The sequence below is a fragment of the Xenophilus sp. genome (assembly GCF_044462705.1).
GTDB classification, from domain to species: Bacteria; Pseudomonadota; Gammaproteobacteria; order Burkholderiales; family Burkholderiaceae_C; genus Xenophilus; species Xenophilus azovorans.
Genome location: NZ_JBIQNC010000230.1, coordinates 1 through 7,101, shown reverse-complemented (window position 1 = coordinate 7,101; position 7,101 = coordinate 1). Strand labels below are relative to the sequence as shown.

The window sequence follows — 7,101 nt, the reverse complement described above, 5'->3', positions numbered from 1 at the left end:
TCGCCACTGCGTGGCGCTGCGTCTCCGTGCCGTCCTGCAGCGCGGGCAGGCGCGGGGCAAAGCGCGTGTAGTGGAAGGCCCCGACGGGCGGCGGCAAGGCGTCCGTGGTGGCGGGAGGGACCGGGCCGCCGGCGGCATCGGCGCCGCGGGCGCCGGGGACCGCGGCCGGGGAGGCTGCGCTCGTCATCGTCTGTCTCCTTCAAGAGCGGATGCGGGGAATTGTCCCGATGCGCCGCGGGCCGGGGTGTCGTAACTTCTTATGAAGTGTTGACCCTGATCCAACCCCGGAAGCCCGCATGAGGCGCTGGCGCATCCGTCCTTCCGCCCAGCCGCTGGCGCCGCGCCTGGTCAGCGGCGTGCTGGCGGGCGTCGGCACGCCCGAGCTGGCGGCGCGCTACCTGGCGGCGATGCAGCAGCAGTTGCCCGTCACCTTCTGCACCGTGTTCGCCGTCGGCGCGCACGGCCGGCTGGAAACCGTCTCCGCCGCCAGCACCTACGGCCAGACGGCCGAGCGCACCGCCGAGCGCTACGTGGCCCGCCGCTTCGACCGGCTCGACCCGCACATGGCCTGGCTGGCCACGCGCCAGCGCCCGGCGCGCATGCAGCTGTGGCTGGGCCACCACCGCGGCGACGAACTGGCCGACGCCGACTACCGCGCCGCCTGCTACGGCGACGTGGGCATCCGCGAGCGCGCCTCGGTGCTGATGCTGCTGCCCACCGGCCAGCGCGCGGCCGTGAGCTTCTACCGCAGCCTGGCGCAGCCCGAGTTCGAGGCCGGCGACTTCGCGCTGCTGGAGGCGCATGCCGGCCTGCTGGCCGACGCCACCGCCGCGCACGGCCGCATCGCCCTGGCCACCGGCGCCACCGTGGAACCCGGCTTCGCCGCGCGCCTGCTGGCCCTGAGCCTGCGCGAGCGCGAGGTCATCGCCCACCTGCGCGAGGGCCGCACCGCCAAGGAGGCGGCCCGCGCGCTGGGGCTGGAGCTGAGCACCGTGCGCACCCACCAGTACCGGGCGTTCCGGCGGCTGGGGATCCGGACGGTGAAGGAGCTGCTGCGGGGCGCGGGCGATCAGGTGGATCGCGACTGAGGCCGTCCAGCCATAGGCTCACTGCATCCCTTCGGTAGATGCTGCTCATTGGCGTCTGGCCTAGGGTTTGTAGCGAAAGCGCTGATTGCGGCGTGCCCCGCCCTGCAAGTTTCAATGCGGACGAATCTACAGGTTCGCTTCGGCCCAGATCAGGTTGCTGGCCTCGATCAACACGGTCGCCACATGGAGGTCTACCAGCTCGACGTGCTGTGCAGGGCGGCTCAATCTACCGCGGGGGTGTGGCGGGATCTGGCTACCGTAGTGCTTCTGAAGGTACAAGAGCCGTTTGGGTAGCCCGCGAATGGCTCTGAAGCCCTCGTCCTGCGAAACCTTCTTGATCATGTCAGCCATCGTGGCCTTGGCACGTTCTTCCGCCTCGTCGTTATCGATTTCGGCATCCTGAATATAAGCTTCCACGAAGTCTGCGACTGCCCCATAGAACTCCTCAGCCCAGTCCTCGGACACTGTCATGGTGCGAAGACAGCCGTCGCGCGAGTAGCACACGTGCAGTTCGTGATGAGCAATCGACCGAAGCTCTAACGAGTCGATCTGCGGCTGAACGTATGCACGCACCTTTTCTGGGGTGGGGAAGCGGGAGCCGGGTCGTTTCTCATACCCCTCTCGCCAGTCATTCGCGCGCAACGCCAGATCAATGAAGTCGTCTGGGTCGAACGCGATGAGTGAATAAAACACTGCGGCAGGCTTCTCAGCCTGGATGGCGGAGAGCAATTCCGCGGGTTCGAGTCCGATGGTCGGTGCACTATCTCCATGCGAGAGCGTGCCACGTATCACAGCGGTCTGAGTTTCTGCACACACGCTCCTGATGGAGTCCAGTACGGCTTGAAGAGGCTGTTGCTCAAAGGCCATGTCGTCGGAATTGTGGGCTGCTACTGGCTGGCAGCTATTGCGTGGAGCCGGCTTGACGACTTGTGATCGCCAGACGGACACAAGTGTCCAGGCCGTAACGTGTCGCTGAAATCAAGAAACGAGAACATGTCGAGGCGGATCTGTTCTCACCAACGACATCTGCGCCGCAGTCCATGCCGACGCCGGAGCCAAAACCGGACAAGCATGCTGCTCAGTCTTCGGGCGCCTCGTCCCCGGACGGACTGCGGGATGCCGCCTCGGCGGCGGATCGGCGCTGCCCCCCCATCTGCACCACCTCCTGTTCGATCGCCCCGAACAGCGACTTGCCGTCCAGCCCCTTCATCTCGATGCGGATGGTGTCGCCGAACTTCATGAACCCGGTCTTCGGCTCGCCGTCGAGGATGGTTTCCATGCTGCGCTTCTCGGCGATGCACGCGTAGCCCTTCGGCCATTCCATGCGGCCATTCTTCTCCACGCCGGGGTTGCTCACCGTGCCGCTGCCGACGATGCTGCCGGCGCGCACGTTGCGCGTCTTCGCGATGTGGGCGATGAGCTGGCCGAAGTGGAAGGTCATGTCGGGGCCGGCGTCGGTGAGGCCGACCTTGCGGCCGTTCCAGGTGCTCTGCAGCGCCAGGTGCACCCGGCCCTGCTCCCACGCCGGGCCCAGCTCGTCCAGCGTCACGGCCACCGGGCTGAAGGCGGTGGCGGGCTTGCTCTGGAAGAAGCCGAAGCCCTTCGCCAGCTCAGCCGGGATCAGGTGGCGCAGGCTCACGTCGTTGGCCAGCATCACCAGCCGGACGGCGTCCAGCGCCTCGTCGGGGCCGGTGCCCATCTTCACGTCGCCGGTGACGACGGCGATCTCGGCCTCGAAGTCGATGCCCATCGCCTCGCTGGGTACCACGATATCGTCGCAGGGACCGAGGAAGTCGTCGCTGCCGCCCTGGTACATCAGCGGGTCGGTGTAGAAGGAGGCGGGCACCTCGGCGCCGCGCGCCTTGCGCACCAGCTCCACGTGGTTGAGGTAGGCCGAGCCGTCGGCCCACTGGTAGGCGCGCGGCAGCGGCGCCATGCACTGCGCCGGGTCGAAGGGGAAGGCGTGGCGCGTGCGGCCGTGGTTGAGCTGCGTGGACAGGTCCTCCAGCTGCGGCGCCAGGAAGCCCCAGTCGTCCAGCACCTGCTGCAGCCGGTGGGCGATGCCGGTGGCGTAGTGGGCGTGCGAGAGATCGCGCGAGACGACGACCAACTGACCGTCGCGCGAGCCGTCCTTGAGGGTGGCGAGTTTCATGGGAGGGCCGGGCGCCAGCGACGGCGCCATGACTAAACTGGTTGGGCGGCCGGCAGTGTAGCGAGCGCCATGGATGCCACCCTTCCCCCCTTTCACGAGGCGCCGCGCCGGCCCTGGCGGGCGCTCGCGCTGCTGACGCTGGCCGTGGCGCTGGTGCACGTCGGCGTGCTCGGCCTGGCGCCGCTGGGCAACGAGCCCGAGGCGCTGCCGCTGACGCAGCACTTCAGCACCCGCACGATCGTGATCGCGCCGCCGGCGCCGGCCCCTGCGCCCGCCGCCGCGCCGCCCGCGCAGGCGGCCCCGGCGGCGGCCCCGAAGCGGCCCTCCGCCCAGTTGCGCAAGGCGCCGCGGCCCCGTCCGCCGCCCGAGGCCGCGCCGGCACCCGAGCCGCCGTCGCCCGTGCTGGCCGGCGACACGGACACCGAAGCGACCGCGCCGCCGTCGCCGGCCGAACCCGCGCCCCCGCCGGCAGAGCCGGCGCCCGCCGAGGCCGGGCAGGGCGAAGGCAGCGGCGCCCCGGCCGCGGCGTCAGGCCAGGGCGAGGCGTCCGGGGAGACCGGCGCCGGCGGCACCCCCGGCGCCACCCGGGCGCTGCAGGTGCCGGGCTCCGTCACCCTGGACTTCGCCGTCACCGGCCAGCAGGGCCCGCAACCGCTGTCGGGCGTGTTCGGCGAGCTGGTGTGGCTGCAGGACGGCGGCCAGTACAACGCCCGCCTGTCGCTGAAGATGCTGTTCCGCACCCTGCGCGCGCAGACCAGCGTGGGCCGCGTCGGGCCGGACGGCATCGAGCCGCTGCGCTTCTCCGACCGGCGCAAGAGCGAGGTGGCGACCCACTTCGTGCGCGAGGGGCCGGGTGCCGGCGAGATCGTCTTCAGCAGCAGCAACCAGCGCGTGCCCCTGGCGCCAGGCGCGCAGGACCGCCTCTCGGTGGTGATGCAGATCGTCGCCCTGCTGGCCGGCGACCCGGCCGCCTACCCGGCGGGCAGCCGCATCGCCATGCAGACGGCCGGCCCGCGCGATGCCGAGACCTGGACCTTCACCGTCGACGGCGACGAGACCCTGGACATGCCGGCCGGCCACTACCAGGCGCGCAAGCTCACCCGCCTGCCGCGCAAGGAGATGGACCAGAAGATCGAACTCTGGCTCGCGCCCGAGATCGGATGGTTGCCGGTGCGCATCCGCCAGACGCAGCCCGACGGCGATTTCGCCGACATGCAACTGCGCGGCATGGGCGCGCCGCGGCCTGCGGAGTGAACACCGTCACACAACGGCCACATACGGCGCGGCCGTTGCGCCTACAACACGTCGGCGCCTCTTGAAACTGGCGCGTTGATTGCTAAATGCCGAACATGTCCCTCATCGACACCCTGAAGCACCCCGCCATGCGCATGCTCTACGACTCCGAGGCCTTTGCCGTCGTCCACGTGCAGCCCAACGCGGACGACGCCCCCGTGGCGCCGCACGTGCCGGCCCTGGCGCGCGACGGCTTCGAGATCGTCGACAAGCGCTCCGGCAAGGAGGTGTACCTCGACGGCTCCTGGGCCGAGCTGTTCCAGCAGCAGATCGCCGCCTGGCAGCTCAACACCCCGACGCAGGAAGAGGTGGAGGACACGCTGGAAGGCTACGCCGAGCTGGCCCAGACCCCGGTGGTGATGCACTGAGCGGCCGGCCCGCCTCCCGGTCCGACGAGCCCCGCCCTGCGCGGGGCTTTTTGTTGGGTGAGCAATGAAAGAAAGTGCATGCTCACTTGTTGATTGAGCCTCTGTGGCCATACAGCCACGCGTACAGCGGCCCCGTCAGCACCAGCACCGCCACCAGCCGGCACACCTGGAAGGCGGTGACCACCGGCACGCCGAGCTGCAGCACCTTGGCCGTGATCGACATCTCGGCGATGCCGCCCGGCGAGGTGCCCAGCACCATCGTCGCCCAGTGCAGCCCGGTGGCGCGCGCCAGCAGCACCGCGAAGCCGCCGCACAGCACGACCATGACCACGGTGCCGCCGGCCGCCGCGGCCAGCCAGCGCGGCGCCGTGTGCAGGAACTCGCGCGAGAAGCGCACGCCCAGGCTCACCGCGATGACGAGCTGCGCCGCGTTCGACAGCCACAGGGGCACCGCCGACAGCGTGTGCCCGCCCAGCGTGAAGCCCATCGCCACCAGCAGCGGCCCGATGAACCAGGGATTGGTGCGCCGCAGCGCCTGCATCGCCAGCGCCCCGGCGCCCGTGCAGGCGGCCAGCACCGCCAGGCCGCCCCAGTGCACTTCGCGCGAGGCGGGAGGCAGGTTGTCCAGCCCGTGCAGGCCGCTCCACTGCATGGCGAAGGGGATGCCCACCGTCACCACCACCAGCCGCACGCTGTGGGCGGCGGCGACCAGGTCGGTGCGGGCGCCGGCGCGCTCGGCCATCAGCGTCATCTCCGAGGCGCCGCCGATGGCGCCGGCGAAGTAGCTGGTGGCGCGCATCGCCGGCGCGGGCACCTGCGGCATCCGGTGCGCGTGCAGCCGATGCAGCGCCAGGCCGAAGCCCCAGCCCAGCGCCAGCGCCCAGGCGATGGCCAGCGCGATGGCCCACCACAGCCCCGCCACCAGCGCGCCCACCTGCGGCGTGAAGTACAGGCCGAGCGCCGCGCCGATCACCCACTGCCCCGCGTTGCGCAGCGGCACGGCGCTGGCCGTCGGCAGCCCCGCGATGGACGCCAGCGACACCGCCAGCAGCGGCCCGATCATCCAGGGCAGCCGCGCATGCAGCACCAGGCACAGCCCTGCGGCGGCCAGGGCCAGCGCCAGGGTGGCGGCGGTGCGAAGCAGGTAGCGCGGGGAGAAGAAGAACAACGACAACGAGAAGAGGCGGCGGACGGCAGCCGTGCGGCAGCGTGGCCGGCATAGTATGGCGCGATGGCTGCACTGACCCTGTCCCTGCGCGCATCGCGCCGGCCCGCCGGCGCGATGCTGGCGGCGATCGCCCTGCTGCTGGCCGGCTGCGCGGCCGGCCAGCGGGCCTCCGACCCCGACGCCCCCGTGCCCGAGCGCATCGAGGCCCTGCTGCCGGCCGACGTGCTGGTGCTCGGCGAGCAGCACGATGCGCCCGAGCACCATGCGCTGGAGCGCGAGGCGGTCGAGGCGCTGGCCGCGCGCGGCCGGCTCGCCGCACTGGCGCTGGAGATGGCCGAGTCGGGCCGCAGCACCGCCCGGCTGCCGGCCGCCGCCACCGAGGCGCAGGCGCGCGCCACGCTCGGCTGGGACGCGAAGGCCTGGCCCTGGGAGGACTACGGCCCCGTCGTCATGGCGGCCGTGCGCGCCGGCGTGCCGGTGCTCGGCGCCAACCTGCCGCGCGAGCGCATGAAGGCCGCGATGGCCGACGTCTCGCTCGACGCGCAGCTGAGCCCCGAGGCCCTGGCCGCCCAGCGCGCCGCCGTGCGCGACGGCCACTGCGGGCTGCTGCCCGCCGCGCAGATCGAGCCCATGACGCGCATCCAGATCGCCCGCGACCGCGCCATGGCGCAGACGCTGATCAAGGCGCTGGAGCCGCGCGCGCCGGGCCGCACGGTGCTGCTCGTCACCGGCGCCGGCCACGCCGAGCGTGCCCTGGGCGTGCCGCAGCACCTGCCCACCGACCTGGTGGTGCGCACCGTGCGCCTGGCCGCCGGCGGGGGTGACGCCCCGGGCTTCGACGCCGCCTGGCGCACGCCCGCGCTGCCGGCCAGGGACTACTGCGCCGGCGTGAAGCCCAAGGGTTGACTGCTGGCCGTCAGAGGGCCGCGGAGCAGGCCATGCCAGGGCACCCGCGGAACTGGCTCTGCCAGGCCGCTGGGTGCGCCCCCTTGAGGGGGGATTCGACCGGAACGAAGTCCGGGAGAAACGGGG

Annotated in this window: 7 protein-coding genes and 1 pseudogene; 4 read left to right on the top strand and 4 right to left on the bottom strand. The window is 71.7% G+C overall.

All coding sequences use genetic code 11. The features are described from left to right. Nucleotides 1–187, bottom strand: a pseudogene (locus ACIY1X_RS23075) (FAD-dependent oxidoreductase); the annotation flags it as partial. Between the two features lie 109 nt (nt 188–296). Between ACIY1X_RS23075 and ACIY1X_RS23070 the strand changes: the two are divergent. Continuing rightward, the gene (locus tag ACIY1X_RS23070; protein WP_399685141.1) at nt 297–1,088 is read left to right on the top strand and encodes a response regulator transcription factor; all 792 of its coding nucleotides are present in this window, start codon (nt 297–299) and stop codon (nt 1,086–1,088) included. A gap of 126 nt (nt 1,089–1,214) precedes the next feature. Here the strand turns inward: ACIY1X_RS23070 and ACIY1X_RS23065 are convergent, their stop codons facing one another. Together ACIY1X_RS23065 and ACIY1X_RS23060 are read right to left on the bottom strand one after the other, a co-directional pair. Further along, nucleotides 1,215–1,955 (bottom strand): hypothetical protein, encoded by a 741-nt coding sequence (locus tag ACIY1X_RS23065; protein WP_399685139.1) that lies wholly within the window; start codon nt 1,953–1,955, stop codon nt 1,215–1,217. Nucleotides 1,956–2,166: 211 nt separating this feature from the next. Further along, nucleotides 2,167–3,240, bottom strand: coding sequence for a fumarylacetoacetate hydrolase family protein (locus ACIY1X_RS23060; protein WP_399685136.1), 1,074 nt, complete (start codon nt 3,238–3,240; stop codon nt 2,167–2,169). A 69-nt stretch (nt 3,241–3,309) separates the two neighbouring features. Between ACIY1X_RS23060 and ACIY1X_RS23055 the strand changes: the two genes are divergently transcribed. Further along, on the top strand, nt 3,310–4,494 hold the full coding sequence (locus tag ACIY1X_RS23055) for a DUF3108 domain-containing protein (RefSeq protein WP_399685134.1): 1,185 nt from the start codon (nt 3,310–3,312) through the stop codon (nt 4,492–4,494). Nucleotides 4,495–4,622: 128 nt separating this feature from the next. Beyond that, entirely contained in the window at nt 4,623–4,901 is a 279-nt protein-coding gene (locus ACIY1X_RS23050; protein ID WP_038202725.1) for a DUF3567 domain-containing protein, read from the top strand. An 82-nt stretch (nt 4,902–4,983) separates the two neighbouring features. Here ACIY1X_RS23050 and ACIY1X_RS23045 read toward each other — a convergent pair whose 3' ends face one another. Further along, nucleotides 4,984–6,069 carry an AbrB family transcriptional regulator gene (locus ACIY1X_RS23045; protein WP_399685132.1) on the bottom strand — a complete coding sequence of 362 codons (1,086 nt, stop codon included), beginning with the start codon at nt 6,067–6,069 and terminating at the stop codon, nt 4,984–4,986. Between the two features lie 63 nt (nt 6,070–6,132). Between ACIY1X_RS23045 and ACIY1X_RS23040 the strand changes: the two genes are divergently transcribed. Then, nucleotides 6,133–6,975: a ChaN family lipoprotein gene (locus tag ACIY1X_RS23040; RefSeq protein ID WP_399685130.1), complete on the top strand. Its 843-nt coding sequence runs from the start codon at nt 6,133–6,135 to the stop codon at nt 6,973–6,975. The last annotated feature ends 126 nt before the right edge of the window (nt 6,976–7,101 follow it).